Source organism: Frateuria terrea, from assembly GCF_900115705.1.
In the GTDB taxonomy this organism is placed as follows: Bacteria; Pseudomonadota; Gammaproteobacteria; order Xanthomonadales; family Rhodanobacteraceae; genus Frateuria_A; species Frateuria_A terrea.
In genome coordinates, this window is sequence record NZ_FOXL01000011.1 from 1 (window position 1) to 25356 (window position 25356).

At 67.4% G+C, this 25356-nt stretch carries 23 protein-coding genes and 4 tRNA genes; 16 read left to right on the top strand and 11 right to left on the bottom strand.

Translation table 11 applies throughout. The features are described from left to right. From BMZ38_RS16350 to BMZ38_RS16360, 3 genes are all read right to left on the bottom strand, one after another. Positions 1 to 1328, bottom strand: a 1328-nt coding sequence (locus BMZ38_RS16350) for a UDP-glucose dehydrogenase family protein (protein WP_091340248.1), incomplete at its 3' end; no start/stop codon positions are given. Between the two features lie 208 nt (positions 1329 to 1536). After that, the gene (locus BMZ38_RS16355) at positions 1537 to 2292 is read right to left on the bottom strand and encodes an FKBP-type peptidyl-prolyl cis-trans isomerase (protein ID WP_091340250.1); all 756 of its coding nucleotides are present in this window, start codon (positions 2290 to 2292) and stop codon (positions 1537 to 1539) included. Between the two features lie 153 nt (positions 2293 to 2445). Then, positions 2446 to 4200, bottom strand: coding sequence for a cation:proton antiporter (locus BMZ38_RS16360; protein ID WP_091340253.1), 1755 nt, complete (start codon positions 4198 to 4200; stop codon positions 2446 to 2448). A gap of 149 nt (positions 4201 to 4349) precedes the next feature. Here BMZ38_RS16360 and BMZ38_RS16365 point away from each other — a divergent pair. From BMZ38_RS16365 to BMZ38_RS16375, 3 genes are all read left to right on the top strand, one after another. Next, positions 4350 to 4425 (top strand) — tRNA-Ala (locus BMZ38_RS16365). Between the two features lie 9 nt (positions 4426 to 4434). Continuing rightward, positions 4435 to 4510: transfer RNA gene (locus tag BMZ38_RS16370), tRNA-Glu, on the top strand. Positions 4511 to 4582: 72 nt separating this feature from the next. Further along, positions 4583 to 4659 (top strand) — tRNA-Asp (locus BMZ38_RS16375). 126 nt (positions 4660 to 4785) lie between these two features. Here BMZ38_RS16375 and BMZ38_RS16380 read toward each other — a convergent pair. Both BMZ38_RS16380 and ppsR read right to left on the bottom strand, forming a co-directional pair. Next, entirely contained in the window at positions 4786 to 5277 is a 492-nt protein-coding gene (locus BMZ38_RS16380; RefSeq protein ID WP_091340255.1) for a DUF1249 domain-containing protein, read from the bottom strand. 16 nt (positions 5278 to 5293) lie between these two features. Then, positions 5294 to 6109 carry a posphoenolpyruvate synthetase regulatory kinase/phosphorylase PpsR gene (gene ppsR / locus BMZ38_RS16385; protein WP_091340258.1) on the bottom strand — a complete coding sequence of 272 codons (816 nt, stop codon included), beginning with the start codon at positions 6107 to 6109 and terminating at the stop codon, positions 5294 to 5296. A 222-nt stretch (positions 6110 to 6331) separates the two neighbouring features. Between ppsR and ppsA the strand changes: the two genes are divergently transcribed. From ppsA to BMZ38_RS16400, 3 genes are all read left to right on the top strand, one after another. Further along, positions 6332 to 8704, top strand: a complete 2373-nt coding sequence (gene ppsA, locus BMZ38_RS16390; RefSeq protein WP_091340261.1) for a phosphoenolpyruvate synthase — start codon at positions 6332 to 6334, stop codon at positions 8702 to 8704. An 84-nt stretch (positions 8705 to 8788) separates the two neighbouring features. Beyond that, positions 8789 to 8878: transfer RNA gene (locus BMZ38_RS16395), tRNA-Ser, on the top strand. Between the two features lie 223 nt (positions 8879 to 9101). Further along, positions 9102 to 9806 carry a PP2C family protein-serine/threonine phosphatase gene (locus tag BMZ38_RS16400; RefSeq protein WP_091340264.1) on the top strand — a complete coding sequence of 235 codons (705 nt, stop codon included), beginning with the start codon at positions 9102 to 9104 and terminating at the stop codon, positions 9804 to 9806. A 4-nt stretch (positions 9807 to 9810) separates the two neighbouring features. On the opposite strand, the gene dnaQ is transcribed toward BMZ38_RS16400, so the two are convergent. Genes dnaQ through BMZ38_RS16415 form a run of 3 tightly spaced genes read right to left on the bottom strand, consistent with a single transcriptional unit; the run spans position 9811 to position 11679 of the window. Beyond that, complete coding sequence (gene dnaQ, locus BMZ38_RS16405; RefSeq protein WP_091340267.1) at positions 9811 to 10545, bottom strand: DNA polymerase III subunit epsilon; 735 nt, start codon at positions 10543 to 10545, stop codon at positions 9811 to 9813. After that, positions 10542 to 10985, bottom strand: coding sequence for a ribonuclease HI (rnhA, locus tag BMZ38_RS16410; protein WP_091340269.1), 444 nt, complete (start codon positions 10983 to 10985; stop codon positions 10542 to 10544). Before rnhA ends, dnaQ begins: the two co-directional genes overlap by 4 nt. 16 nt (positions 10986 to 11001) lie before the next feature. After that, positions 11002 to 11679: a methyltransferase domain-containing protein gene (locus BMZ38_RS16415; RefSeq protein WP_091340272.1), complete on the bottom strand. Its 678-nt coding sequence runs from the start codon at positions 11677 to 11679 to the stop codon at positions 11002 to 11004. Positions 11680 to 11887: 208 nt separating this feature from the next. On the opposite strand from BMZ38_RS16415, the gene gloB reads away from it, so the two are divergent. Together gloB and BMZ38_RS16425 are read left to right on the top strand one after the other, a co-directional pair. Then, positions 11888 to 12649, top strand: coding sequence for a hydroxyacylglutathione hydrolase (gene gloB / locus BMZ38_RS16420; RefSeq protein WP_091340275.1), 762 nt, complete (start codon positions 11888 to 11890; stop codon positions 12647 to 12649). Then, complete coding sequence (locus tag BMZ38_RS16425; protein ID WP_245747333.1) at positions 12646 to 13896, top strand: transglycosylase SLT domain-containing protein; 1251 nt, start codon at positions 12646 to 12648, stop codon at positions 13894 to 13896. The genes gloB and BMZ38_RS16425 overlap by 4 nt, the downstream gene beginning before the upstream one ends. Before the next feature lie 28 nt (positions 13897 to 13924). On the opposite strand, the gene asnB is transcribed toward BMZ38_RS16425, so the two are convergent. Continuing rightward, positions 13925 to 15871 (bottom strand): asparagine synthase (glutamine-hydrolyzing), encoded by a 1947-nt coding sequence (asnB, locus tag BMZ38_RS16430; RefSeq protein ID WP_091340278.1) that lies wholly within the window; start codon positions 15869 to 15871, stop codon positions 13925 to 13927. A 106-nt stretch (positions 15872 to 15977) separates the two neighbouring features. On the opposite strand from asnB, the gene BMZ38_RS16435 reads away from it, so the two are divergent. From BMZ38_RS16435 to BMZ38_RS17670, 3 genes are all read left to right on the top strand, one after another. Then, entirely contained in the window at positions 15978 to 17306 is a 1329-nt protein-coding gene (locus BMZ38_RS16435) for an amidohydrolase family protein (RefSeq protein ID WP_091340280.1), read from the top strand. 390 nt (positions 17307 to 17696) lie between these two features. Further along, positions 17697 to 18182 (top strand): hypothetical protein, encoded by a 486-nt coding sequence (locus BMZ38_RS17665; protein WP_139202464.1) that lies wholly within the window; start codon positions 17697 to 17699, stop codon positions 18180 to 18182. A 276-nt stretch (positions 18183 to 18458) separates the two neighbouring features. Continuing rightward, positions 18459 to 18956, top strand: a complete 498-nt coding sequence (locus BMZ38_RS17670; RefSeq protein ID WP_139202465.1) for a hypothetical protein — start codon at positions 18459 to 18461, stop codon at positions 18954 to 18956. Positions 18957 to 19127: 171 nt separating this feature from the next. On the opposite strand, the gene BMZ38_RS16440 is transcribed toward BMZ38_RS17670, so the two are convergent. Further along, positions 19128 to 20141 carry a methyltransferase gene (locus BMZ38_RS16440; RefSeq protein WP_091340283.1) on the bottom strand — a complete coding sequence of 338 codons (1014 nt, stop codon included), beginning with the start codon at positions 20139 to 20141 and terminating at the stop codon, positions 19128 to 19130. 163 nt (positions 20142 to 20304) lie between these two features. Between BMZ38_RS16440 and BMZ38_RS18035 the strand changes: the two genes are divergently transcribed. The 5 genes from BMZ38_RS18035 (at position 20305) to BMZ38_RS16460 (ending at position 23121) form a co-directional block, all read left to right on the top strand. Beyond that, entirely contained in the window at positions 20305 to 20547 is a 243-nt protein-coding gene (locus BMZ38_RS18035; protein ID WP_245747334.1) for a pyrimidine dimer DNA glycosylase/endonuclease V, read from the top strand. Continuing rightward, the gene (locus tag BMZ38_RS18040; protein ID WP_245747335.1) at positions 20481 to 20789 is read left to right on the top strand and encodes a hypothetical protein; all 309 of its coding nucleotides are present in this window, start codon (positions 20481 to 20483) and stop codon (positions 20787 to 20789) included. The genes BMZ38_RS18035 and BMZ38_RS18040 overlap by 67 nt, the downstream gene beginning before the upstream one ends. A gap of 112 nt (positions 20790 to 20901) precedes the next feature. Then, on the top strand, positions 20902 to 21378 hold the full coding sequence (msrB, locus tag BMZ38_RS16450; protein ID WP_091340285.1) for a peptide-methionine (R)-S-oxide reductase MsrB: 477 nt from the start codon (positions 20902 to 20904) through the stop codon (positions 21376 to 21378). After that, on the top strand, positions 21375 to 21881 hold the full coding sequence (gene msrA, locus BMZ38_RS16455) for a peptide-methionine (S)-S-oxide reductase MsrA (protein ID WP_091340290.1): 507 nt from the start codon (positions 21375 to 21377) through the stop codon (positions 21879 to 21881). Before msrB ends, msrA begins: the two co-directional genes overlap by 4 nt. Positions 21882 to 22050: 169 nt before the next feature. Next, on the top strand, positions 22051 to 23121 hold the full coding sequence (locus BMZ38_RS16460) for a sugar-transfer associated ATP-grasp domain-containing protein (protein WP_091340294.1): 1071 nt from the start codon (positions 22051 to 22053) through the stop codon (positions 23119 to 23121). An 85-nt stretch (positions 23122 to 23206) separates the two neighbouring features. Here the strand turns inward: BMZ38_RS16460 and BMZ38_RS16465 are convergent, their stop codons facing one another. Next, positions 23207 to 25198, bottom strand: a complete 1992-nt coding sequence (locus tag BMZ38_RS16465) for an acyltransferase family protein (RefSeq protein ID WP_175483816.1) — start codon at positions 25196 to 25198, stop codon at positions 23207 to 23209. Positions 25199 to 25356: the final 158 nt, after the last annotated feature.

Consider the following 25356-nt stretch of genomic DNA (forward strand, 5'->3'; position numbering starts at 1 on the left):
AGCGAACGCCCGCGCCCGATGCCGTAATAGGCCAGCCCCGCCTCCTCCACCTGCGCCGGGTCGTACAGGTTGCGTCCGTCGAAGATCGCCGGGTCCTTCAGCGTGTCGCGGATCTGCGCGAAGTCCGGCGCACGGAATGCCTTCCACTCGGTCACGATCGCCAGCACGTCGGCCCCTTCCAGCGCCGCGTAGGCGTCCTCGCACAGCGCGAGGTCGGCCCGCTCGCCGTAGATGCGCGTCGTCTCCGCGCGCGCCTCCGGATCGAACGCCCGCACCTTCGCGCCGGCCGCCCACAACTGCTCCATCAGCCGCCGGCTGGACGCCTCGCGCATGTCGTCCGTGTTGGGCTTGAACGCCAGCCCCCACAGCGCCACCGTCTTGCCCTTCAGCGCCCCGCCGTAGTGCCGCTCGATCAGCTCGAACAGCTTGCCCTTCTGTGCGTGGTTGACCGCCTCGACCGCGCCCAGCAGCTTCGCGTCGTAGTCCACCGTACGTGCGGTGCGCTCCAGCGCCTGCACGTCCTTGGGGAAGCACGAGCCGCCGTAGCCGGCGCCCGGATAGATGAAGTGATAGCCGATGCGCGGGTCCGCGCCGATGCCGCGGCGCACCTGCTCGATGTCCGCGCCGACCCGCTCGGCGATGTTGGCGATCTCGTTCATGAAGCTGATCTTGGTCGCCAGCATCGCGTTGGCCGCGTACTTGGTCAGCTCCGCCGAACGCTCGTCCATCACCACCGTGCGGTCGTGGTTGCGGTTGAACGGCGCATACAGCTTGCGCAGCACGCCGATCGCCCGCTCGCTGGAGCTGCCGATCACGATGCGGTCCGGCCGCAGGCAGTCCTCCACCGCGTCGCCTTCCTTCAGGAACTCGGGGTTGGAGACCACGTCGAACGGGATCACCGCGCCGCGCTCGGCCAGCGCCTGGGCGATCGTCGCGCGCACCTTGTCGGCGGTGCCCACCGGCACCGTCGACTTGTTGACCACCACCGCGTAGCGGCTCAGGTGCGCACCGATGCTGCGCGCCACCTCCAGCACGTAGCGCAGGTCGGCGCTGCCGTCCTCGTCCGGCGGCGTGCCCACGGCGATGAAGATCACCTCGCCGTGGTGCACCGCAGGCTCCGCCTCGGTGGTGAAGTCCAGCCGGCCGCTCTCGTGGTTGCGCCGGACCATCGGCGCCAGGCCCGGCTCGTAGATCGGCACCTCGCCCTGCCTCAGGCGCGCGACCTTGGCTCCATCCACGTCCACGCACAGCACGTGGTTGCCCATCTCCGCCAGGCAGGTACCGGTGACCAGGCCAACGTAGCCGGTGCCGAACAGGGTGACGTTCATTCGCGCATTCCAACCGAAGAGAACCGCCGATTCTAGCAGGGGCACGGAGAGGAGCAGGAGTCGGGCGCGGCTGCCGCAGGACTTGCCCACACGCCTGTTGCCCGATTGCCCGCCGACGGGCAGCCGATCCGGATCTCCCGTGCGACATCTCCATAAAAAAAGGCGCGGATCACTCCGCGCCTTTCTCCGAGACCTGCAGCGTTGCTGCTTACTTGCCCGCCTCGCCCTGGCCACCGGCCGGCGTCGGGCCGGTCTTGACCAAGGTCACGTCGAAGATGATCGTGGCGTTCGGCGGAAAGCCGTTCTGCGGCTGCGCGCCGTAGGCCAGGTTCGACGGAATGTAGAGCATGTAGTGCGCGCCGGTCTTCATCAGCTCCAGGCCCTCGCGGAAGCCCGGGATCACGCCCTGCAGCGGAATATCGGCCGGCTTGTTGCCGTGGTCGGCCGAGGCGTCGAACTTCTCGCCGCTGACGAAGGTGCCCACATAGTTCACCTGCACGGTGTCGTTCGGGCCCGGACGCGCGCCGGTACCTTCGCTGATCACCTTGTATTGCAGGCCCGAAGCGGTGGTCTTCACACCCGGTGCCGACTTGTTCTTGGCCAGGAAGGCTTCGCCCTTGGTCTTGTTCTCGGACGCGACCTTCTCGTACTGGGCCTTGGCCTTGGCCTGCAGCTTGGCGACGAAGGCATCGCGCACGCTCTTGGCCTCGGCCTCGCTCATGGTCGGCTTCTGGCCCGACAGCGCGGACTGCACGGCGCGGGCGACCGTTGCCGGGTCGACTTCCTCACGCACCAGCGGCGGCAGCTGGCCGGCCAGGTCCCAGCCGACCACATAGCTGGCCTTGGTCTTGTCGACCGTGCCGGCGGCGCCAGACTTGGCGGCCTGGGCGTGGGCGCCCGCGGTCATGCCCAGCGCAACGGCCAGCGCAGCCGCCGTCAGCGTGGGACGGAGAAAATGCTTCATTCGAAACTCCCTCGTGTATGAATGTGCCGGCAATGCGACCGGGCCTCCCCGATGGAGGCAGGCGGGGCATTGTGGGGCGCGTCGAGCGGTCTTGGCAACGACACCGCCAGTCGACCGTTAGGGTCGGGAAAGGTTCCCGCGCGTCTTCACAAGCTATTCGTCGGGTGCAGGCCGCTCCAGCGTGTCGCGCAGGGCCGCCTGCAACCTCGCGTGCATCTTCACCAACGCACGCCAGAGGATCGCCGACAGCAGGACCCCGGCGACCAGCAGCACGATCGCCACGCCTCGCGGCGGAAGGATCGTCGAGCCGAGCACGCTGACCAGCAGCCCCAGCGCCAACAGCGTGCCCAGCGGGATCAACCGCGCCAGCACGCTGCGGATGGCGTGGGTATAACCGCCGGCAAAATGCTCGCGGATGCCCAGCTCCGCCAGCAGCATGCCCAGCGCCTCGGCCTTGCGGTAGATGGCGATGAGCATCGGCAGCGAACAGAACAGCGCCCCCGCGAAGATCAGCGAGTGCCGCGTTTCGCGGTTGGCGCCGAAAGCCGAGAACCACGCCCAGTTGTGCGTGTTGACGTAGGCGCCGATCACGAACAGCGTCACCACCAGCACCACGTTGACCCCGATGTGCCAGAGCAGGCGGCGCAACATGGCCGCGATCATCGCGTTCTGCTCGACCGGCTTGAGGCTGCCCAGCCATGCCGAGTAGCTGGTCAGCAGCACCCGCAACGGCCCGGGCGCGGCCCGGCGCATGCCATCGACGATGCCGTTGGCGTGGCCGACCAGGTAGGGCGAGGCGGCCATGCACACCACCGATACTGCAACCGCGATCGGATAGATGAATTCGCTCACCACGCCAAGCGAGGCGCCCAGCGCGGCGATCACGAACGAGAACTCGCCGATCTGCGCCATGCTCAAGCCCGTGCGGATCGACGAGCGCACCTCCTGCCCGACGGCGACCATGCCCATGCCGACCGCCAGCGTCTTGCCGACCATTACCACCGCCGCGATACCGAGCGCCGGCAGCGCGTACTGCCACAGCAGGAGCGGGTCGATCTTCAGGCCGATCGCCACGAAGAACAGCGCCGCGAACATGTCGCGCAACGGCTCGACCAGCCGCATCACGCGATGTGCGTTGCGCGCCTCGGCGATCACCGCACCGGCCAGGAACGCGCCCAGCGCCACGCTGAAACCCAGCGATGCGGCGAACAGGCTCGCGCCAAAGCAAATGCCCAGTGCGCTTACCAGCAGCGTTTCATCGCGGCCGAAGCCCGCCACGTAATCGATCAAACGCGGCAGCAGCAGCAGGCCCAGGATCATGCCGGCCACCACGAACAGGCCGACCTGCCCCACCACCGCCAGCGCCGTACCAGCCTCCATCGCACCGCCGATCGCCACCGCGCTCAATACGGTCAGGATCACGATGGCCAGCACGTCCTCGGCCACCAGGATGCCTACTACCCGCTGCGCGAACGGCAGATGGCGCAGCCCGCCCTCGGCCAGCGTGCGGGTTGCCACCATGGTGGAGGAGAGCGAGATCAGCGCGCCGAGGAACAGCGCATCGATACTGTTCCAGCCCATCAATTCGCCCAGGCCCGTGCCGATCCACAGCATCAGGCCCACCTCGATCACCGCGACCATCAGCACGCCCATGCCGACTTCGCGCAACTTGCGCACGCTGAACTCCAGTCCCAGCGTGAACATCAACAGCACCACGCCGAGATTGGAGATGTCGTCGATGGCGCGGGGATCGCCCACCAGCATGCCCGGCGTGTGCGGACCAATCAGCACGCCGGCCAGGATGTAGCCGAGCAGCACAGGTTGGCGAAGCCGCTGGAACAGCACCGTGGTCGCGCCGGCCACGATCATCACGACGGCGAGGTCACGGATGAAACCGATCTCGTGCATGCGTGCTCCGGCGTGTATGGTCGTCCAGCTTACGTCACCATGCTCGCGTGTCGATGCGGTGCAAGCGCGCGTGACCAGGCGCGCAAAATTTTCGAGAAAATGCTTGACGGATTCGCGAACCCTGCCTATTCTTTCGGGCTTCCAGCGGCGGGGCCATAGCTCAGCTGGGAGAGCGCCTGCATGGCATGCAGGAGGTCGGCGGTTCGATCCCGCCTGGCTCCACCAACCTGATCCGTCCCCATCGTCTAGAGGCCTAGGACATCACCCTTTCACGGTGGCGACCGGGGTTCGAATCCCCGTGGGGACGCCAAGGTTGGTATCGCGCAGAAGTTGATTCGACTGCTCGCGGTCCGATTCAGGCAAGTCAGCTGGAAGAAAATGCGGAGCGGTAGTTCAGTCGGTTAGAATGCTGGCCTGTCACGCCGGAGGTCGCGGGTTCGAGTCCCGTCCGCTCCGCCACTAACGAGAAACCCGCCGAGTGCGGGTTTTTTGTTGCCTGGCTTTTTCGCCTGTCGCCATACACCGTTCGCGGCGAGCAGAGCCTTGGCACTCGCGGACAACCGCTCCACTGGCTTCGGCCCGCGCTCAGGGCGAACGGCTGGTGACGTCGTCGGTCTCGTCCAGCCGCTCGAGTGTTCCCGCCGAGTGCCCCTGCGCGGCCAGATATTCCAGCCAGCGCGAAAGAAAGCCGTTCATGCGCAACCGGTGCTGCAGCACCGTGTGCGCTTCCGGGAACGGCCCGAGCACCTGCCACAGGTGCCTCCCCGGATGGCAATGCAGCGCCTCGGCCACATGCGCATCGGTGTACATGCGCAACTGTGCCGACGGCGTTGGATGCCCGGTGTGCGCATCGACGAATCCGTAGGTCAACTCCAGTTCCAGCGTGTACGGATGGCGCTCCTGCACGTGCATGTGCACATCCAGGCCATCGTCCACGCTCGAGCGGTAGCGTCCCGGCGCAAGCGTCTGCGGCGCGAACAGGTGCGCCAGGCGGTGGTAGTTCTCCGCATACAGCCCCATCAGGAACTCGAAGCGTCCCGGGAGCAAGGCGGATCGGCTGTCCAATACGGCACTCATCAGGCTCGGATATACCTCAAAACATGGTGCGCTCGATACCGAAGCGCTCGAAGATCTTGCTGGCGATCTCCTCGATCGAAACGTGGGTGGTGTTGAGCGAGGAAATGCCCGCCTGGCGCATCAGCCGGTCGGCCTGTTCCAGCTCCCAGCGACATTGCTGCACGGTGGCGTAGCGGCTGCCGGGCCGGCGTTGTTCGCGGATCTGCGCCAGCCGCTGCGGGTCGATGGTGAGGCCGAACAGGCGGTCCTTGTACGGCCTGAGCCGTTTGGGCAGTTCCAGCTTGTCCAGGTCGTCGTCGGTCAGGGGATAGTTGGCGGCTTTGACGCCGTAATGCAAGGCCATGTAGAGGCAGGTCGGGGTCTTGCCCGAGCGCGACACGCCGACCAGGATCAGGTCGGCCTTGGCGTAGTCCACGTCCACGCCGTCGTCGTGGGCCAGCGCATAGTTGGTAGCTTCGATGCGAGCCTCGTACTTGTCGAAGTCGACCAGACCATGCGAGCGGTTGACCATGCCTGAGCGCTTGGCCGCCAGCTCCTCCTCCAGCGGCCCGATGAAGGGGGCGAACACGTCCAGCATCAGCGCGCCGCTGGCCGCCACGATCTCGCACAGCCCGCGGTCGGCCATCGTGTTGACCACGATCGGCCGCTCGCCGGTCTGCGCGTAGCGGGTCTTGATGCGCAACGCAGCGGCCTCGGCCTTATGCGCATCGTCCACGAACGGCAGGCGATGCTTGTCGAACTGGATGCCCTCGAACTGCGCGAGGATCGAATTGCCGATCGTCTCCGCCGTAATACCAGTGGAGTCGGAGATGAAAAAAACCGTGCGTTGCATGCGGATGCCCGTTCGCCCGTAGGAGGTTTGCGTAGAACCTTAGCGCATGCGCCGAAGCCCGTGCGTGCTTGACTCGGCGCTGACTGGTATGCAGTTGGAACGGCATCGCGAACAAATGGTCTTCTTGTGCCGTGCACCATCGACAGCGGACAATACCAGTCCTTTGCGGCCGGATTCGGCGCGGCGCAGCGCATTACCCCAAGCTTTACTAAGGAGAGTCTCTTGAACGACCTGGTGCTTTGGCTGGACAACCTGCGCATGACCGACCTGGGCAAGGTCGGCGGCAAGAACGCCTCGCTCGGCGAGATGATCGGCAACCTGGCCAAGCTCGGCGTCTCGGTGCCGGGCGGCTTCGCGACCACCGCCGATGCTTTCCAGCAATACCTGGACAAGAGCGGCGTGGCCAAACGCATCCGGGCGCGGCTGGACGGCCTGGACGTGGAAGATGTCGAAGCGCTGACCGCCGCCGGCAAGGAGATCCGCAACTGGGTCACCGAGACGCCGCTGCCGCAGGAGCTGGACGAGGCGATCCGCGACGCCTACACCAAACTGTGCAGGGACGCCGGCGCCGACGACATCGCCGTCGCCGTGCGCTCCTCCGCCACCGCTGAGGACCTGCCGGACGCCTCCTTCGCCGGCCAGCAGGAAACCTTCCTCAACGTGGTCGGCATCGACGACGTGCTGCACAAGGTCAAGGAAGTCTTCGCCTCGCTCTACAACGACCGCGCCATCGCCTACCGCGTGCACCAGGGGTTTAAGCACGAGGAGGTGTTCCTCTCCGCCGGCGTGCAGCTGATGGTGCGCTCGGACATCGGCGCCTCGGGCGTGCTGTTCACGCTGGACACCGAGTCGGGCTTCCGCGACGTGGTGTTCGTCACCGGCTCCTACGGCCTGGGCGAAATGGTCGTGCAGGGCGCGGTCAATCCGGACGAGTTCTACGTTTTCAAGCCGACGCTGAAGGCCGGCAAGCCCGCCCTGCTCCGCCGCAGCCTCGGCGCCAAGCAGCAGCGTATGGTCTATTCGGACAAGCCCGGCGAACGCGTGCGCATCGAAGAGACGCCGGCAGACCTGCGCAACAAGTTCTGCATCTCCGACGAGGACGTGCAGGAACTGGCCAAGCAGGCCCTCGTCATCGAGCAGCACTACGGCCGGCCGATGGACATCGAGTGGGCGAAGGACGGCCATACCGGCAAGCTCTACATCGTGCAGGCGCGCCCGGAGACAGTGAAGTCGCGCGCCCATGCCACGCAGCTGGAGCGCTTCCAGCTCAACGAAAAGGGCAAGGTGCTGGCCGAAGGCCGCGCCATCGGCCAGAAGATCGGCTCGGGCAAGGCGCGCGTGGTCAAGTCGATCAGCCAGATGCACGAGTTCCAGAACGGCGACGTGCTGGTCGCCGACATGACCGATCCCGACTGGGAGCCGATCATGAAGCGCGCCGCCGCCATCGTGACCAACCGCGGCGGCCGCACCTGCCACGCCGCGATCATCGCGCGCGAGCTGGGCGTGCCTGCCGTGGTGGGCACCGGCAACGCGCTGCAGCTGATCCCGGATGGGGCGGAAGTCACCGTGTCCTGCGCGGAGGGCGACACGGGCACCATCTATGAGGGCAAGCTCGCCTTCGACCGCATCACCGCCGACCTCGGCGCCATGCCGGAAGCACCGCTCAAGATCATGATGAACGTCGCCAACCCCGAGCGCGCGTTCGACTTCGGCATGCTGCCCAACGCCGGCATCGGCCTGGCGCGACTGGAGATGATCATCGCCAGCCACATCGGCGTGCACCCTAAGGCGCTGCTCGAATACAATCGCCAGGACGCGGAGACCAAGGCGAAGATCGACGAGCGCATGGCCGGCTACGCCGACCCGGTGAGCTTCTATGTCGACCGCCTGGCCGAAGGCATCGCCACCATTGCCGCCTCGGTGTACCCGAAGCCGGTGATCGTGCGCCTGTCCGACTTCAAGTCGAACGAATACGCCGGCCTGATCGGCGGCGCGCGCTACGAGCCCCACGAGGAAAACCCGATGATCGGCTACCGCGGCGCCAGCCGCTACGTCGATGCGGGCTTCGCCGAGTCCTTCGCGCTGGAGTGCAAGGCGGTCAAGAAGGTGCGCGAGACGATGGGGCTGTCCAACGTGTGGGTGATGATCCCGTTCGTGCGCACCCTGGGCGAAGGTCGCAAGGTGATCGAGGTGCTGGAGAAGAACGGCCTGAAGAAGGGCGAAGGCGACCTCAAGGTCATCATGATGTGCGAGGTGCCCTCCAACGCCCTGCTCGCCGAGGAATTCCTGGAAATCTTCGACGGCTTCTCGATCGGCTCCAACGATCTCACCCAGCTCACCCTGGGCCTGGACCGCGACTCCGGCATCGTCGCCAGCCTGTTCGACGAGCGCGACCCGGCGGTCAAGAAGCTGCTCGCCATGGCGATCAAGACGGCGCGCGAGAAGGGCAAGTACGTTGGCATCTGCGGCCAGGGCCCGAGCGACCATCCGGACCTGGCCGAATGGCTGATGGACCAAGGCATCGAATCGGTGTCGCTCAACCCCGACACGGTGGTGGATACCTGGCTGAGGCTGGCCAAGAAGAAGGCCGGCTGAGGTCCCACGACACGCCGGGAGCGCTTGTCAGAACTCCCGGCTCCCCGTAAAATCGGCGGCTCGCGTCGACCCGCGAACCTTTTCGGAGAGGTGGCAGAGTGGTCGAATGTACCTGACTCGAAATCAGGCGTACGTGTAAGCGTACCGTGGGTTCGAATCCCACCCTCTCCGCCAGAAACGCAAAGGCCCCCACGCGGGGCCTTTTGCTTTTTTGACGAGACGATGGTGGGGACGGACCCGCCGGCTTCGAGGGTGAGACCCATAGATGGGCCGAACAATTCCCTCCTCTCCACCAGAAGGACGGCCCCCTCGTGCGGCGTTTTGTTTTTTCCGGCCTTCTTTGCGAAGCACGTAGCCATGCGGCATGCTGCATGCCGCTCGCACCCCCAGGCACCCCATGATCGAGTTCGGACACGGCACCCACGTCGGCCTGCGCCGCACGCGCAACGAGGACACCTACTACGCCGATCCGGCGTTGGGCCTGTTTCTCGTGGCCGACGGCATGGGCGGGCACCAGCATGGGGAAGTGGCTTCGGCGCTGGTGCGCGATGCGATCGTCGAGGAGATCACGCGGGGACGCGGCCTGGTCGAAGCGGTGCGTGGCGCGGCTGAGCGCTTGTTCAAGCATTCCAGCGCCGCGGTCGACCAGCTGCCGATGGGCACCACGGTCGCCGCGCTGCGGCTGGCCGGCGACCGCTACGAGGTCGCCTGGGTCGGCGACAGCCGCATCTATCTGTGGCAGGGCGGCGCGCTGCGCCAGGTCAGCCACGACCATTCGCTGGTGCAGGAACTGGTTGCCGCGGGCCAACTCGATCCGGCGCTGGCCGAGCGCCATCCGCAGCGCAACGTGTTGACGCAGGCGCTGGGCGTCACCGCGACCGAGCAGTTGCATATCGGCATGGCGCGCGGGCGAGCCGAACCGGGCAGCCGGTTCGTGCTGTGCAGCGATGGCCTGACCGAGAGCCTGACCGACGCCACCATCGCGCGCATCGTCGGCCGCGCCGACCTGGCCGCGCAAGAATGCGTGGATCATCTGCTGCTGGCCGCGCTCGACGGCAGCGCGGACGACAACATCACGGTGATCCTGGCACGCGTGAGCTGAGCGCTCAGGCCTCGGCCAACGCCGCTTCGGGCAGCTCCAGCCGGCGCCAGACACTGCCGCCCTGGGCGGCCTTGTCCAGTGCATCCAGCCGCTGCTCGTGCGCGGCAAGTTCACCGGCATTGGCGCGCAGGACACGCGGGCGGCGCAGCAGCGTGACCGGCGCCAGCACCGCCCCGCCGGCGTCTTCGCCGGCACCCTCGAAGGCCAGGTCCAGTACCACCTGGCCCGAGGTCATCGCGAGGTACACGTCGGCCAGCAGTTGGGCGTCGATCAGGCCGCCGTGCAGGTCGCGGGCGGAGTTGTCCACGCCCAGGCGCTTGCACAGCGCATCCAGGCTGTTGCGCTGGCCGGGATAGCGCTCGCGCGCCATCGCCAAGGTGTCGATCACGCGGCAGCGGTCGGCGATGCAGCCCAGGTGCGCGCCCACGCGCGCCAGTTCCGCGTCCAGGAAGCCGACGTCGAAGCTGGCGTTGTGGATGATCAGTTCCGCATCGCCGATGAAGGCCAGGAAGTCGCCCACCACCTCGGCAAAAAACGGCTTGTCGAGCAGGAACTCGTCCTCGATGCCGGTAACCTGCCGCGCGCCCTCGTCGATCGCGCGCTCGGGGTTGAGGTAGGTCTGCCAATGGCGGCCGGTCGGCCGCCGTTCGACCAGCTCGACGCAGGCGATTTCGATCAACCGATGCCCCTGGCGTACTTCCAGGCCGGTGGTCTCGGTATCCAGAACGATCTGTCTCATGCCCTGCCCCTGTAGCGCTCGGCCTGCTCGCGCGCGGCAGTGTCGACGCGCTCGTTTTCGACATGCCCGGTGTGGCCGCGCACCCATGACCAGCGTACCTGATGCGGCGCCTTGGCCGCTGCCAACCGCTCCCACAGATCCTGGTTCTTCACCGGCTTCTTGTCGGACGTGCGCCAACCGTTGGCAACCCATCTGGGCAACCACTGCTCGATGCCCTGCATCACGTAGCGCGAGTCGGTGGTGAGCACCACCTTGCACGGACGCGTCAGCGCTTCCAATGCTCCGATCGCGGCCATCAGTTCCATGCGGTTGTTGGTGGTGTCCGGCTCGCCGCCGGAGAACACCCGCTCGACGCCCTTTGCGCGCAGCAGGGCCGCCCAGCCGCCGGGCCCGGGATTGCCCAGGCACGCGCCGTCGGTAAACGCTTCGACTTCGATCATCGTTCCTCGCGAAGAATCAGGCAGCGGCGCTGCGGCGCGCGCCGGGCGCCAGGCCGGCCACCGGCGCGGCAGCGATCGCACGTGGGCGCAACCGGATCGGCGCGGCCGCCTGGCGGCGCTTGCGCGCGATCAGCAGGTAGCCGCCGCCCAGCGGGCCACCATGATGCGGCACACCTGCCGAGCTCGGCCACATCGGCCCCACCCGCTGCACGCGTTCGACATTGAGTTCCGCACCGCGCAGCCAGCGGCCGATGCGCAGCGGGGATTCCAGGTTCATGCCACCCTGGCCGCGCCACAGCAACCACGGCAGCCAGCCACTGGCCGGATGCATGCCGGTCAGTGCCAGCATGCCACCGGGCGCAAGCACGCGCGCCGCTTCGCACAGCAGGGACTGGGCATCAGGCGCCACTTCCAGGGCGTGGCTCAGCAGCACCAGGCCGAAGGCGTCGTCGAGGAATGGCAGCGGCTCGTCCAGCCGCGTGTGCAGGTCGCCCCTGCAATGGCTGCCGTCCAGGTGCAGGTGCACCCAGCGGTCGAGCATCGGCGAGGCCGGCAGGTCGCGCGCAATGGCGGACACCTGCAGCGCATAGGTGCCTGCGCAGCGTTGCAGCTCCGGAGCGAGCGCCTGCGCTTCTGCGGCAAGCAGGCCGCGCATCGGCTTGCTGTCGTAGAGGTCTAGATCGCGCTGAGCCATGTCGCGCCCGTTCTTGCTGCAAAACGGAAGTGTAGCCGCTGATGGCTGGAAGCGCGTCACAGGTCGCGGAACGTGTTTCCAGCCTGAACACGAATCACACATTTAACAGCCCACTAACGAGCACCCCCAATGGCGCACCTATAGTCGAACGGTTCGCGCACGCCAGGACGCCTGCGCCAGTCGATACGAAAGGCTGCGGAGACCGTTCTTGCACGTCGTACCGTTACCGGCGCTTGCCGACAATTACATCTGGTTGATGCACGATGACGCCGGCCAGGCCATCGTGGTCGATCCGGGCGAAGCCGCTCCCGTCGAAGCCGCCCTGGCCGCTCGTTCGCTGCGCCTGCGGGCGATCCTCCTGACTCACCACCACAGCGACCACATCGCCGGTGCCGCCACCCTGCGCGACCGCCACGGCGCGAACGTCTTCGCGCCGCACGACGAGCGCATCACGGCCGACCACCGCGTGGGCGACGGCGACGTCGTCGCGCTGGAGCAACCTCAGGCGCGCTTCGAGGTGCTCCAGGTATCCGGCCACACCCGCAGCCACATCGCCTACGCCGGCGAAGGCCTGCTGTTCTGCGGTGACACGCTGTTCAGCCTCGGCTGCGGGCGCCTGTTCGAAGGCACCCCGGCGCAGATGCTCGCCTCGCTGGAGCGGCTGGCCGCGCTGCCGGGCGATCTCATGGTCTGCTGCGGCCATGAATACACCGAGGCCAATGGCCGCTTCGCGCGGCAGGTCGACCCGGCCAATGCCGCGCTGGCCCTCCGCTGCAACGAAGCTGCCGAGGCCCGCGCCCACGGCCGTCCCACCGTCCCCGTGCCGTTGGCCAGCGAGCTGGCGTGCAATCCCTTCCTGCGCACCGACAGCTCGTCGCTGGCCGACTGGGCCCGTCGCCAGCATGCCGCCGACGGCCGCGTCGAACGCTTCGCCGCCCTGCGCGCCGCCAAGGATGCCTTCCACGGATGAAACACGTACTGCGCCCCCTGCCGCTCGCCTTGTCGCTGCTGGTCGCCGCCTGCGCCACCGCACCGATTCCCGAGGCACCACCGCCGCGCGCCGAGGCGCCCGTGGCCCAGGTCCCGGATGTCACCGCCGGCGCCCCGGCCAGCCCGCAGGCGCCAGCCGCCACCAACGTGTGGGACCAGCTGCGCGGCAGCTTTGCGATGGCCGATTGCGCCGCCGATCCGGCGATCGACACCTGGGCCCGCCGCTATACCCGCTCGCCCAAACGCTTCGAAGCGCAGATGCGCCGCATCCTGCCGCGGCTGGTCTACGTCCAGGAAAGTGCGCAGCGCCATGGCGTCGCCGGCGAGTTCGCGCTGCTGCCCTGGGTGGAGAGCCACTTCAACCCGGTCGCGCCGCACAAGCGCCGTGCTGCGGGCATGTGGCAGATCATGCCGGGTACCGCCCGGCACATGGGCCTGGATGTCGGGCGTGACTACGACGGCCGCCTCGACGTGCCGGCCGCCACCGACAAGGTGATGACCCTGCTCAAGGACTACCACGACTACTTCCAGGACTGGCGCCTGGCGGACTACGCGTACAACGCCGGCCGCTGGGGCGTCGACCGCCTGGTGAACCGGGAAGGCGCGCCACCGGCCGAGCCGGCGGTACCCACGCTGCCGGTGCGCGCCAGCACCCGCCAGCACCTGGTCAAGCTGATGGCTATCGCCTGCGTGGTGCGCGATCCCGCGCGCTTCCACGTCACGCTGCCGACGCTGGAGCAAAGCCGGCACCTGGTTACCGTTCAACTGGACCGGCGCCTGTCGCTGCACCAGGCCGCGCGACAGGCCGGCTTGCCCCGGGCCGCGCTGGCCGACCTCAACGCGGGCTACCGCAACGGCATCGTCGACACCCGCCACGGTGGCCGCCTGCTGCTGCCGCGCCAGCAGGCCGAGCAGCTGCGCACGGCGCTGCTGGCACAGGCGGTCGGCGGGCCGGGCGACCGGGTCGCCAGCGTCAGCGCGAAGCCGTCGCTTCCCGACCTGGGCGACGACGATCCGCCGGCCACGCGCAAGGCCGAACATATTCCCGCCACGCCGACGGTCGATGCGCCCGCCCAGCCACAGACCCATGTCGTGCGCCGTGGCGACACGCTGTTCGAACTGGCCCGACACTACGGCGTGAAGGTGGCGCAGCTCAAGCGCTGGAACCACCTGGAGGGCAACGCCATCCGCATCGGGCAGAAGCTCACGGTGGGCGCACCCGACTGAGGGGTGGCCGCCCACCGGCGGCCACGCGCTATCCGTCGCCGCGCACCGCGGCGCGGCTCTGCCGCCAGTAGTCCTGCCAGGCCTGGAACATCAGCACGTTCCACAGGTGCGTGTGCCACTTGCGCTCACCCTGGCCGAAACGCTGCCACACCTGCGCGACCGCCGCCGCATCCAGCACACCCTCGGCGGCCAGCCGCTGCGGCGAGAGCAGGTCGCCAGCCCACGACTTCAGGTCGCCGCGCAGCCACGCCGTCACCGGCGCGCCGAAGCCGCGCTTGCCGCGATGGACCATCGAGGCCGGCAGGTAGCGCAGCAGCACCTTCTTGAGCAGAAACTTGCTCACCCCGGCGCGCAGCTTCATGTCCAGCGGCAGCGACCAGGCGAACTCGGCAACGCGCCAGTCCAGCAGCGGCGCGCGCGCCTCCAGGCTCACCGCCATGCTGGTGCGGTCGACCTTGCACAGCAGGTCGTCGGGCAGGTAGGTGACGAAGTCGGCCAGCATCATCGCGTCGGCCGGCGTGCCGGCGCCCTCGAGCGGATCGGCCAGGTGATAGAACGACTCCACCGCCCGCGCACCCGGCACCACCGCGGCCGGGTCGCGCCAGCGCGCCACGCGGTTGCGATAGACGTCGCCGATGCCGCGCGCCCCCATCTCCGCCAGCAGCGCCGCCAGGCCACCGCTGCGCGAGGCCTCGCCCTGCCCATCGGCGAGCCGCGCCAGCGACCGGCGCAGTGTCAAAGGCACGCGCGAGAGCATTCGCCAGTTGCGCAGCGCACGCTGGTAGCGGCTGTAGCCGAAGAACAATTCATCACCGCCATCACCGGACAGCGCGACCGTGACGCCGCGGCGCGCGAGCCTGGCCACCAGCGCGGTCGGCACCTGCGAAGCATCGGCGAACGGCTCGTCGAACATCGCCGGCAACTGCGGCACCACCGCCAGCGCATCGGCGCCGTTGACGTAAAGCTCGGTGTGGTCGGTATGCAGGTATCCCGCGACCTCGCGCGCCAGCGGCGCCTCGTCGTGGTGCGAGCCTTCGAAGCCGATGCTGAAGCTGTGCACCGGGCGCGTGCTCTGTGCCTGCATCATCGAGGTGACGATGGACGAGTCGGCGCCGCCGGAGAGGAACACGCCCACCGGCACGTCCGCCACCATGCGCAGGCCGACGGCGTCGCGCAGCAGCTCGTCGAGCCGCTGTTCCGCCTCGGCGTCGCCACCGGCGAACGGCGCCGCCAAGGCCGCACGCATGCGTTCGCGCGCATCCCAGAACGGTCGCTGCGCCAGCTCGGGCTGGTGGGACGACGCACCCGCGGCGACCGCCGCCGCATCCAGGCGCAGCAGGCGCCCGGGCATGAGCTTGAACGTGCGCTCGTGGATGCAATGCGGCGCCGGGATGTAGTCCAGCCGCAGCAGCAGGGTGAGCGCGTCGCGGTCGATGCCGTTGTCGAACTGCGGATGGCGCCACAGCGCCTTCAGTTCGGAGCCGAACACCAGCGTGTCGCCGGCCCAGCCGTAGTACAGCGGCTTCTTGCCGACGCGGTCGCGCGCCAGCCACAGGCAACGCTCGCTGCGGTCCCACAGTGCCAGCGCGAACATGCCGTTGCAGCGGCGCAGGCTTTCCTCCACGCCCCAGGCGGAGAACGCGGCGAGCAGCACCTCGGTGTCGGAGTGGCCGCGGAAGCGCGCGCCCAGTGCTTCCAGTTGCCCGCGCAACTGGCTGAAGTTGTAGATCTCGCCGTTGTAGGCCAGCACGTAGCGGCCGTCGACCGATGCCATCGGCTGGTGCCCCAGCGGCGACAGGTCGAGGATGCTCAGCCGCTGGTGCGCCAGCGCGACACCGGCCGGCGCATCCACCCAGGTGCCGCTGTCGTCCGGCCCACGGTGCGCGATCGCCGTGCCCATCGCAGCGGCCAGCGCCGCGAGTTGTTCCTCCTGCCGCCCCGGCGAAGGCAGCAGCAGGCCCGCCAATCCACACATGGTTCCGTTCCACCGAATCGATCCGGCCCTTATACCCGAAAAGGTCCCGGGGCCTTCGCGCCGGTGATACAAAGACGGACCAGGCCCAACGGAAAGGAACACGCCCATGCCCCTGCACCGCCCCCGCCGTCTCCTGGCCGCCCTGCTCGGCACCCTGCTCACCGGAAGTGCGCTGGGCGCCGCGCCTGCCAAGCCCGCCGACCATCCGCTGCTGCTGAAGGCCGACCGCGTGTTCGACGCGCGCAGCGAGCAGGCGCACCCGGGCTGGGTGGTGCTGGTGCAGGGCGACAGGATCGCTGCGGTCGGACCGGCCGGCCAGGTACAGCTGCCGCCCGGCACGCAGACCATCGACCTGCCCGGCACCACCCTGCTGCCCGGCCTGATCGACGCGCATTCGCACATCTTCCTGCACCCGTACAACGAGACGCTGTGGAACGACCAGGTGCTCAAGGAAAGCCTGCCCTACCGCACCATCGAAGCCGTGCAGCACGCGCACGACACGCTGATGGCCGGCTTCACCGCGCTGCGCGACCTTGGCACCGAAGGCGCCGGCTACGGCGACGTCGATGTGCAGCACGCCATCGACCAGGGCCTGATCCCCGGTCCGCACCTGTTCGCCGCCACCCGCGCCACCATCGCCAGCCACTGCTACGGCCCCGGCCCGATGGGCTTCCGCAGCGACCTGGACCTGCCGCAGGGCGGCATCCCGGTCAGCGGCGTGCCGCAGATGATCGACGCGGTGCGCGACCAGGCCGGCCACGGCGCCGACTGGATCAAGATCTACGCCGACTACCACTGCGGCAAGAGCCACGGCTCGGTGCCCACCTTCAGCGAGGAGGAGCTGAAGGCCGGCGTCGAGACCGCGCACTCGCTGGGCCTGCCGGTCTCGGTGCACTCGACCACGCCCGAAGGCATGCGCCGCGCCGTGCTGGCCGGCGTCGACACCATCGAGCACGGCTACGGCGGCACCGCCGAAGTGTTCGCGCTGATGAAGAAGCACGGCGTGGCCTTCCTGCCCACGCTGGAAGCCGAAGCGGCCTACGCCCAGTACTTCAGCGGCTGGAAACCCGGCCAGCCGCCCAATGAAGCGATGCAACAGGCAGCCCACGCCTTCAAGCTGGCGATGGACGCCGGCGTCACCATCGGCAACGGCAGCGACGTAGGCGTGTTCAGCCACGGCGACAACTACAAGGAACTGGAGTGGATGGTGCGCGACGGCATGCGCCCCACCCAGGCCCTGCTCGCCGCCACCGCGGTGGACGCAGAGATCCTGCGCCAGCAGGACCGGTTCGGCCAGCTCAAGCCCGGCCTGGAGGCCGACATCATCGCCGTCCAGGGCGACCCCACCACCGACATCGGCGCCCTGCAGCACGTGCCGTTCGTGATGAAGGATGGGGTGATCTACAAGCAAGGCGGGGCGGAAACCTCGCGCTGACCGGTCGTGGATAGCGCATCGTGGCAGGCATCCCGCCAGCGTCCATGCCCCACGCGCAAGGCCCGGAACCTTGCACGCAAGGCAAAAGGGCCCAAACGCGGTGCTCACCACCTCCAACCGCAAGGCTCAGAAGCGTTGCGCGCGGGGCTTTTGGCCGCACGCGCCTGCGAGCCCTGCGGTTTCATCGAAGGACCTCGGGGAAACTCTCAGCCGTCTACCGCCCAAACCCTTTTGCCTCCGGGATAGGCGGTCGGATTAGGCTGCGAGAATGACGCAAACCTTTGATGGGGCTACAGTGACGAGAAATGCGACCGAGTCGCAACCGGCTTACGCTGCGGGATTAGGTTGCAATTTTCAATCTACTTTTAGTTAGCGCCCAGGCACGGTGACATGAAAATTGCTCGGTTCCTGCCATTTTTTGCCTTTCTGTCACTCAGCGTTCTGAACTTCGACGCGCGCGCTATCAAGCTGCCTCCACCTCCAACAATCGCTCAGCTAGCGGGCGTCTGGATCGGCCCGGACGAGTCGGGTGCGGTTTTGCGTCTTGAACTTGATGGTCGCGGTACCGGGAGACTTCAAGTTAGTGAGCGTGGCTCACCCGCTGTGCTTTCCTCCTACAACGTAACGATCAAAAAAGATCGCTATGCCTCCAAGCTTTCCTTCGCGGTATCCCCAGCCGAAAACTCCCCAGGCAATTTCAGCCTCTCTGGATCCGCGGTAGTTGGAGCACATGCCATCTCGCTCGTACGACACTTCAATGATGCGTACGAAGGCGCCCATCTAAATGCGTTGCTCATCCGGGAAAGTGATCTTGCACTTGGCTCACAAAGGCTCAAAGATATGGCAGCGCAGTCCAACGCACATCGTGGGCGCTAACCAGTCATTCGAGGCGGACGGCTTCGCCGCCGCTCAATTCCAGCGTTAGGCCGCCGCATGCACGAAGAGATCACCAGGGGCTCGCTTGCAGTCGTCTGGTTTTTGCTCTACTCCCTCATCTGGTCGTTGGTGCTGTTCAACCTTCCTGCCGCCGCAGCACATGCCCGGCGGCATCCATCTCGCGCACCGAAAACACGTGCTTCGCCAGGTCCACACTCAGGTTATAGTGCCCATGGAGACTTCCTCCTCTGCTGACGGTTGTGTCGCAACACCATCATGGCCCTCAAGGCCGAAAGGGGAGGAAGTCTTTTTTTACTCGTTCAAGGCGGACGGCTTTGCCGCCGCTTTAACTCCAGCGATATGAACCGTACCCTGATCTTCTCTTTTGCCATATCGGCCCTGTGTTTAACGCCGAAAGCCATAGGCTGCATACCCTTCCCGCCTAGTGTTGAGAAATCGGACGCCATCTTTCTGGGCTATGTCACTGGAGAACGCTGGCCCGATTTAGAAGAAAAGTACAATCCCATAGCAAAGACGGGCTTAACCACCGAGGCGCTCGGCTATCCGGTCCTTCTTTTCCGTGTCGTACAGACGGAGCAACTTAAAGGCACTGCCCCGAGAGTGGTGGAAGCCATTTCTCCGTGTGCTTTGCCTATCAGAGCCGGCGAGAGGGTTGTGGTATCGCATGACGGAGAAAAATATTGGGCCTATCCCGCTGATGCGCCCGATGGGGAACAGAAGATTCGCAAGGCGCTCGGCGAGCAGCCGCACTGATTAGCGACTGCTTCTTGCGCAGCCATTGCGAAAACCATTCGTCGAAGTTGTCGCCCACGGCGGGCACGACGGTCAAGGGCGCGATCATGGTGGCGCAAGTCAGGAAGCCGCCTGAAGAGCTTCCCGCCAGACCATAGGAACCGCCGCCCACCCTTATCCCCCGCGACGCAGCTACCGGATGCCCACCACCATCGAATCCGGCCCCACCAGGTGCTCGGCGCGCGTCTGCCGGAAGCCGGCATCCTTCATCCATCCGGCGCAATCGGCGCCGGTGTAGTCGAAGCCGCCGGGCGTTTCGATCAGCATGTTGAGGCTCATCAGCAGGCCGAAGGCGTTTTCCTTGCGCTCGTCGTCGATGATCGACTCGTACACCACCAGCGCGCCGCCGTCGGGCAGCGCGTCGTAGGCCTTGCCGATCAGCATGCGTTTGGTCGGCAGGTCCCAGTCGTGCAGGATGTGGCCCATCAGCACGACGTCCGCCTGGGGCAGCGCCTGGTCGAAGAAGCTGCCGGGCGCGAAGGTGACACGGTCGGCGACGCCGAGGGCGTGCACGTGCTCTTCGAAGATCGGGCGCACCGGCGGCAGGTCGAAGCCCATGCCGTGCAGGTGCGGATGGGCCAGCGCGATCTGCGCGGCGAGGTCGCCCTGCGCGGTGCCAACGTCCACGAAGCTGCGATAGTCCTTCCACGGAAACTGGCGTGCGATCGCCAGGTTGGCGCCGCGGCTGATGCCGGTCATCGCGGCGAGGAATTGCTTCAGCCGCGCCGGGACGGCATAAAGCGTGTCGAACAGGTTCGGACCGCCGTGGGCGACTTCGTTCTGCGGCAGGCCGGTACGCAGCCCCTCGGTCAGGCCGGCCCAGAACGGATACAGCCGCGCGTTGGCCATCTCCAGGATGCCGCCGACGTAGGATGGCTTGCCGCGGTCGAGGAACAGGTCGGTGTCTGGCCTGTTGGCGTACCGGCCATCGTTGCGCGTGAGAAAGCCCAGCGCGACCAGCGCGTCGAGGAAGTCGCGCGCGGCGCGCGAATGCAGGCCCAGGGTGCCGCGCAGGCTCTCCAGCGCCTGCGGTCCGCGGGCAAGCTCGGTGAACACGCCAAGCTCGATCGCGCTGAGCAGGGTCTTGGAGGCCCAGAACGCCAGGCCGGTCTGCAGGATGGCATCGGGTGAGGGCTGGGCTTGCATGCGGGTCGCTCCGGTCGGCACCGCGTCGGCGGTGTGGGGGTGCGTCGGCCCGAGGGCATGCGTAACCGGAACCCGGGGGCCGGCGAAGCATCAAAGTGTCCCTGCCCGCCCTGCGGGCCGGGGAGTATCCATCATGCCACCCGTTGCGTTGACTGGCCTTCACATGCACCTGTGGACCCCGCACCCGAAGCACCTGGACCGCCAGGGCCTGCTCGCCCTGTGGCGCGAGGGGCTGCTGGCGCGCGCCGTGCTGCGCGGACAGACGCGCGGCTACCGGCAGCATCCGCCACTGGAGCGTTTCCGTGGCCACGCGCCCCGGCGCAGGCGATCGACGCCTACTTGGCCAACGTGCAGGAAGAGGCCGCTGCGCGCGGCTACGTCTTCGACCGCAGCAAGCTCGGCGTGATCGAGCGCGTGCCGGGCATCGCCGCGACGGAAGGCCAGCTCGCCTACGAATGGCAGCACCTGCTGCGCAAGCTGGCCGCGCGCAATCCGCCGTTGGCCGAGCGCTGGCGCGACGAGCCGCCAGCCTGCCACCCGCTGTTCGTGGTCGGGCCCGGTCCGATCGCACCCTGGAGCGGCGATGACCGCGGGCCGCTGCTTGGAACCCGCTGGCCCGGCCCCATTCAAGGCCAGCCGAAGGACTGAAGATCGAGACGGATTCCCGCGTCGGCGGAATTATCGCCGGGACGGGGGAAGCCGCTCGCGGACACGCGCCCATCCGCCGACACGCGATGCCATATAGCCACACGAGGTAGCCATGCCGACCTACAGCAAGACGCCCGAGGCGCTCGCCCGCCTCACCCCCGAGCAGTTCCGCGTAACCCAGCACAGCGGCACCGAGCGGCCGTTCGACAACGCTTTCAACGACCACCACGAGCCAGGCCTGTACGTGGACGTGGTGTCCGGCGAGCCGCTGTTCACCTCGCTGGACAAGTTCGACAGCCATTGCGGCTGGCCGAGCTTCAGCCGGCCGGTGGAACCGGCGCACGTGGTGGAGAAGCACGACGCCAGCCACGGCATGGTCCGCACCGAGGTGCGCTCCAGCCACGGCGACAGCCACCTGGGCCACGTCTTCCCCGACGGCCCGCGCGCGAGCGGTGGCCTGCGCTACTGCATCAACTCGGCCTCGCTGCGCTTCGTTCCGCTCGATGCGCTCGAGCGCGAAGGCTACGGCCAGTACCGCCAGCTGTTCGACCATCCCGGCTCCGATCAGCCGAATGAGGCCCACCGATGAGCACCGAACGCGCCATCCTCGCCGGCGGCTGCTTCTGGGGCGTGCAGGAACTGCTGCGCCACCAGAACGGCGTGATCGCCACCCGCGTGGGCTATGCAGGTGGCGATGTGTCCGACGCCACCTACCGCAACCACGGCAGCCACGCCGAGGCGGTGGAGATCCTGTTCGATCCGGAAAAGATCAGCTATCGCCGCCTGCTCGAGTTCTTCTTCCAGATCCACGACCCGACCACGCCCAACCGCCAGGGCAACGACCGTGGCACCAGCTACCGCTCGGCGATCTACTACACCACCGACGAGCAGAAGCGCGTGGCCGAGGACACCCTTGCCGACGTCAACGCCTCCGGCCTGTGGCCCGGCAAGGCGGTGACCGAGGTGGAGCCGGCCGGCGACTTCTGGGAAGCCGAACCGGAACACCAGGATTACCTGCAGCACTACCCGAGCGGCTACACCTGCCATTTCGTGCGGCCGGAGTGGAAGCTGCCCCGGCGCACGGACGGCTAAACGCAGACTATGAGGCGCGAGAGGGGGGCGGGTTCGCCGCCCCGCGGCGGCTCCTGCAGCGTTCACGGCGTCTTGCATCCCACCCCGCTATGACGCGCATGCTCCTGCCCCGCGCAGGGCATGGCAGGCCCGCGAGACGGCTGCTCCCGCCACCCAGGTAGATGCGCCTATGCTGCTGACCCGATCGCTGAAGAAGGCAGGAATGGCCGCCGCCAGGCGCTTCGAGACCGACCTGCGCCAGCAGCATTACAACCGCGAGGCGACCGACGGACTGCGCGCGGTGGAAAGCCAGCGCGGACGCACCGACCGCGCGGCCATCCGGCGTGCCGACGAGTACGCGCGCGACGTGCTGGGCAGTGCCCACTACGCACCCTGGCTGCGGCTCTACACCGCCATCAGCGGCGGCTTTCGCGAGGGCTGGATCCCGGACAACTACTACGGCCTGGTGGTCGCGCCGCTAAAAGGCGGCGAGGTGTCGAAGGTCGCCCTGACCAAGTCGTTCACCAATTGCGTGCTCGATACCGAGGCCCTGCCGGACCTGGCCTACGTGATCGATGGCGTGTACTACGACCGCAACTATCGCCCGGTGTTGCGCGAACAGTTGCCCGCGATCCTGTTCGCGCACGGGCCACGTACGGTGTTCAAGGCCGACCGTTCCTTCCGCGGGCGCGGCGTGATCTTCATGACACGCGAAAGCCTGTCCGAGGCCCAGCACCAGGGCCTGCCCGATGGTGTGTTCCAGGCGCCGGTCCGCCAGCACGCGTCGTTCGACCCGATCTGCCCGCGCGCCGCGGCGACCCTGCGCATCACCACCGCCCGCGAGCCCGATGGCTCGATGTCGGTGAGGTCCGCCTACCTGCGGGTGGGTCGCGCCAGCGATGACGTGGTGTTGTCCGCCAACCAGGTATCCGTGTCCGTCGACATGGCCACCGGCAGGCTGGAAGGGACCGGCTACACGAGCGATTGGCGGCAGACCGACGTCCATCCGGACACCGGGGCCCGCTTCTCCGGCCATGCGATCCCGGGTCTGGCCGACGCGTTGCAGCTGTGCCAGGCGCTGCACCGCAGTTGCCCGCACATGTTGTGCATAGGGTGGGACCTGTGCATCGACGAGCAGGAACGACCGCGGCTGCTGGAATGGAACGCCCGCTACAACGGCATCAAGTTTCCCGAGGCGACCGCCGGCCCGTGCTTTCGCGGGCTGGGCTGGGAGCAGCTGTGGAAGCTGGCTGCGGCCTAGCCAGCACGCCGGTCACCGGCGTGCCGCTCGCCAGGCCATAGCGGCCGATGGCAATCGTCGCTCGATGTCGATGCAAGCCGACGGTTTACGGGGCAGCAGCCGCCGTGGCGCTGTCCGGTTGGCCCACCGCATCGCTGAATGCGCTGCTGACCAGTTTCGATCCGGTCACCGTGAGGTGCTGCTCGTCGCGATAGAGCGCATGCCCATTCAACACGATGCTGCAGTGCTTTCCGCTGCACAGCGCCTTGTGCGGATCGATCAGTTCCACCCCAGTCTGCGCGGCGACCTTCTGCAGGATCGCAAGATCGGGCGCATCGTCGACGAGCTCGGTCGTATTGGCGTAGGCGCAGCCGTTCGCGTCGTGGCGTCCGTTGATCCAGGCGCGCAGCCGGCTGGAACACGCAGCCATGCGCTTGAGCGGGAGAAAGTCCATGTAAGGCACGTCGCGTACGATCACCACCCGTTTGCCTTTCTGCTGGAAGGCGCGCACCGCCGCCAGCAAGCCGCGTTCGAACAGCTCGTAGGGAGAGCCGCTCGGGCCGCGGGTGGCCGTATAGGAGCCATCGAGCGTGCCTGTCCACCAGGCGCCGGCGATGACGACCGTATCGACGCGCGGGTCGTTTTCCACGAGTTTCAGTACGCGCTGGTCGAACAACGCACAGGCGGTGAAGTGGCTGGGCTTGGAGTAGGTCACCCGGCTGACCCCGACCAGGAACGGGCACGCCGACTTGGTCATCTGCATCACGCGCATGCCGGCTTTCGCAGCCAGCACCCGCAGGCCCGGCCCAAGCGCAGCGGCATGGCTATCGCCCACCAGGGCCAGCACGGGACCGTCGGTCTTCGGATAGCACGGCTCGACGAGCTTGGGGTGCGATCCCATGGGCAGGCACGGGTCGTTCGGGTTCTTCGCCGTCTCCACCAGGAAACTGCGTGACCAGCGCTGGGGAAGGCCGCCCGTGGCCAGTGCCGAGGTGGCGCACACCGCAAGCACGGCCATCGCCCCGGCATAGCGCAACAGCGAGACCCGCGGGCTCGTCCGGCTGCGCCGGAACGTCTGCTCGACATACCGGTAGCTCAACCACGAAAGGCAGAACACGCCAACCAGCAGGACCAGCCGCAGCGCCAGCGACGGCTCGTGCACGGACACCATGTTGGTCATGCTGATCACTGGCCAATGCCACAGGTACAGCGAGTAGGAAATCAGCCCCACGAAACGCACCGCGGGCAGGCTCAGCAGGCACCGGTTGATGAAGGAGGTACTGCTGCCCAGCAACAGCACCGTTCCCAGCACCGGCACGGCCATGTAGGGCACCGGGGTATCCGAGCGATAGGTGAGGGTCGGCACCAGGATCAGCAGCAGGCCGGCGGCCGCGCGCGCCTCGGCGCCCCAGCCGCTGCCGCTACCGCTACCGCTTTCGCCGGGGCGCTGGTTTCGATGGATCGCCACCACCCCGAGCAGCACCCCGGCGCCCAGCTCCCACGCACGGGTGGGCAGCATGTAGAACACGCCCGCGGGCGTAAAGAGCATGCCCACGCATGCCAGGACGAACGAAGCGACGAGGAGACCGGCGAGCGACCACAGGCGCCAGCGCAGCGGCCAGCGCCGCAGGAACAGCAGCACCACCGGCACCAGCAGGTAGAACTGTTCCTCGACGCCGAGCGACCAGGTCATCAGCAGCGGGTTGAGCTGGGCGTTCGGGCGGAAGTAGCCCATGCTGCGCCACAGTTCGATGTTCGATACGGAGAACACGCTCGCCACGGCCGTCGCGCTGAAGTTGCGCATCTCCGTGGGCGTGGCCATGACCAGCATGACCAGGTAGCTGACCGCCAGCACGACCAGCAGCGCCGGGAGGATGCGGCGCGCGCGGCGCGTATAGAACTTGAGGTAGGAAAACCGGCCGGCCTGCGCGTCCTCGTAGATCAGGCTGCCGATGAGAAAGCCGGATATGACGAAGAAGACGTCGACCCCGACGTAGCCCCCCGAGGTCCCGAAGCCGAAGTGGTAGGCGATGACCGCCAGCACGGCCAGCGCGCGGATCCCATCGATATCGCAGCGATACCCTTTGAGCGCTTCCATGGTCGCTCCCCATTCCATGAGCCCTGCACCTGCAACGCATCCCGATGGTGCGGGGGCTCGAGACAATCAGGCGGGCGGACCGTTGCACGCGAGTTGTGCAACGGTCGTGAATTTGCAATCAACGTTTGGTGGGCGAGAGCGGGAATTTCGATGAATAA

Coding starts and splice junctions, on each gene's coding strand:
- BMZ38_RS16360 (WP_091340253.1), bottom strand. CDS start 4,200: ATGCACGAGATCGGTTTCATCCGTGACCTCGCCGTCGTGATGATCGTG.
- BMZ38_RS16400 (WP_091340264.1), top strand. CDS start 9,102: ATGATCGAGTTCGGACACGGCACCCACGTCGGCCTGCGCCGCACGCGC.
- msrA (WP_091340290.1), top strand. CDS start 21,375: ATGAGCACCGAACGCGCCATCCTCGCCGGCGGCTGCTTCTGGGGCGTG.
- BMZ38_RS17670 (WP_139202465.1), top strand. CDS start 18,459: ATGGCCCTCAAGGCCGAAAGGGGAGGAAGTCTTTTTTTACTCGTTCAA.
- BMZ38_RS17665 (WP_139202464.1), top strand. CDS start 17,697: ATGAAAATTGCTCGGTTCCTGCCATTTTTTGCCTTTCTGTCACTCAGC.
- msrB (WP_091340285.1), top strand. CDS start 20,902: ATGCCGACCTACAGCAAGACGCCCGAGGCGCTCGCCCGCCTCACCCCC.
- BMZ38_RS18035 (WP_245747334.1), top strand. CDS start 20,305: ATGCACCTGTGGACCCCGCACCCGAAGCACCTGGACCGCCAGGGCCTG.
- dnaQ (WP_091340267.1), bottom strand. CDS start 10,545: ATGAGACAGATCGTTCTGGATACCGAGACCACCGGCCTGGAAGTACGC.
- BMZ38_RS16465 (WP_175483816.1), bottom strand. CDS start 25,198: ATGGAAGCGCTCAAAGGGTATCGCTGCGATATCGATGGGATCCGCGCG.
- BMZ38_RS16355 (WP_091340250.1), bottom strand. CDS start 2,292: ATGAAGCATTTTCTCCGTCCCACGCTGACGGCGGCTGCGCTGGCCGTT.
- BMZ38_RS16440 (WP_091340283.1), bottom strand. CDS start 20,141: ATGCAAGCCCAGCCCTCACCCGATGCCATCCTGCAGACCGGCCTGGCG.
- BMZ38_RS16435 (WP_091340280.1), top strand. CDS start 15,978: ATGCCCCTGCACCGCCCCCGCCGTCTCCTGGCCGCCCTGCTCGGCACC.
- ppsR (WP_091340258.1), bottom strand. CDS start 6,109: ATGCAACGCACGGTTTTTTTCATCTCCGACTCCACTGGTATTACGGCG.
- BMZ38_RS16460 (WP_091340294.1), top strand. CDS start 22,051: ATGCTGCTGACCCGATCGCTGAAGAAGGCAGGAATGGCCGCCGCCAGG.
- rnhA (WP_091340269.1), bottom strand. CDS start 10,985: ATGATCGAAGTCGAAGCGTTTACCGACGGCGCGTGCCTGGGCAATCCC.
- BMZ38_RS16380 (WP_091340255.1), bottom strand. CDS start 5,277: ATGAGTGCCGTATTGGACAGCCGATCCGCCTTGCTCCCGGGACGCTTC.
- asnB (WP_091340278.1), bottom strand. CDS start 15,871: ATGTGTGGATTGGCGGGCCTGCTGCTGCCTTCGCCGGGGCGGCAGGAG.
- BMZ38_RS16425 (WP_245747333.1), top strand. CDS start 12,646: ATGAAACACGTACTGCGCCCCCTGCCGCTCGCCTTGTCGCTGCTGGTC.
- BMZ38_RS16415 (WP_091340272.1), bottom strand. CDS start 11,679: ATGGCTCAGCGCGATCTAGACCTCTACGACAGCAAGCCGATGCGCGGC.